1 protein-coding gene is annotated in these 1,601 nt (G+C 67.2%); it reads left to right on the forward strand.

Going from position 1 to position 1,601, the window contains the following annotated elements; all coding sequences use genetic code 11:
- The first annotated feature begins 31 nt into the window (after nt 1-31).
- On the forward strand, nt 32-1,564 hold the full coding sequence (locus tag PUR53_RS13995) for an ISL3 family transposase (protein ID WP_329908463.1): 1,533 nt from the start codon (nt 32-34) through the stop codon (nt 1,562-1,564).
- Nucleotides 1,565-1,601 lie beyond the last annotated feature (37 nt).

Raw genomic sequence — 1,601 nt, forward strand, 5'->3', positions numbered from 1 at the left:
GAGAGTTGTGAGGGTCGTTGACCTTCATGTGATGGGTGTCAACGAGCTTGTGCGGACGGTGTTTTCGGGTCTGTCCCCACTGGTCATGGTGGATGTGGTCGACGAGGGTGAGCGGATCGTGGTGCGGGCCCGGACACCGCTGGACACCGCGGTCTGCCCGGTGTGCGGGGCCTCGTCGAGACGGGTGCACGGCTATCACTGGCGGACGGTGGCCGACGTACCGGTCGACGGGCGACGGGTGGCGGTCCGTGTGCGGGTGCGGCGTCTGGTGTGTCCCACACGAGGCTGCCTGCACACCTTCCGCGAACAGGTGCCCGGGGTGCTGGAGCGATACCAGCGACGCACCGCTCGTCTGACCAGGCAGGTCAAGGCCGTGGTCAAAGAGTTAGCGGGCCGGGCGGGATCACGTTTGCTGGCGATACTCGCGGTGAGCCTGTCCCGTCACACGGCCCTGCGCACCCTGCTGCGCATCCCGTTGCCCACCGGGCGGGTGCCCCGCGTGATCGGCGTCGACGATTTCGCCCTGCGCCGGCGGCACCGCTATGCCACCGTGGTGATCGACGCCGAGACCCATGAGCGGATCGACGTACTGCCCGACCGCACGGCCGACACGCTGGAAGCGTGGCTGCGCGGGCATCCGGGCATCGAGGTCGTGTGCCGCGACGGCTCAGCCACCTACGCCGAGGCCATCCGCCGTGCTCTGCCTGACGTGGTGCAAGTCGGTGATCGCTGGCATTTATGGAAGAACTTGTGCGAAGCCGCCCTGAGCGAGGTGAAGGCACACAGTGCCTGCTGGGCGACCGTACTGGACGCGCCGATCTACGACGGGCCCCGCGCGCAGACCACCCTCGAACGCTGGCATCAGGTTCATGGCCTGCTCGAGAAGGGCGTGGGCCTGCTCGAATGCGCCCGCCGCCTGCAACTGGCCCTGAACACCGTCAAACGCTACGCCCGAGCCGACCGGCCCGAGCGCATGCTCCGCGTCCCCAAGTACCGTGCCAGCCTGGTCGATCCCTACCGTGAGCACCTGCGCAAACGCCGAAGTGAAGACCCCGGCGTCCCCGTCCAGCATCTCTTCGAAGAGATCAAGACCCTCGGCTTCACGGGCTGCCTGAACCTTCTGCACAAGTACATCAACCAAGGCCGCGCGGACGCCGACCGCAGCCATATCTCGCCACGCCGGCTCGCCCGGATGCTGCTGACCAGACCCGACAACCTCAAGCCCGAGCAGCACGAGCTCCTAGCGAAGCTCACCGCCGCCTGCCCCGAGATGACCCAACTGGCCGCGGGTATCAGAGACTTCGCCCCGCTCCTTACGCCACACACCGACAACGCCGATGCGCTCACGCACTGGATCGCCCAAGTCCGAACAGCCGACCTGCCCCACCTACACGCCTTCACCCGGGGCCTGGACCGGGACATCGACGCCGTGATCGCCGGGCTCACGCTTCCGTACAGCAACGGCCCCACTGAGGGCGTCAACACCAAGACCAAACGGATCGCGCGCCAGATGCACGGACGAGCAGGCTTCACCCTGCTCCGGCACCGCATCCTCCTCGGATAACAGCACGCTCCGTCACCACCGAATGTGAGACAGGGCC

The sequence above is a fragment of the Streptomyces sp. SP18BB07 genome, from assembly GCF_036322545.1.
Taxonomy (GTDB): domain Bacteria; phylum Actinomycetota; class Actinomycetes; order Streptomycetales; family Streptomycetaceae; genus Streptomyces; species Streptomyces deccanensis.

Bases quoted from the DNA above. Each gene is read 5' to 3' on its own strand.
- PUR53_RS13995 (WP_329908463.1), top strand. From the start codon at position 32: ATGGGTGTCAACGAGCTTGTGCGGACGGTGTTTTCGGGTCTGTCCCCA.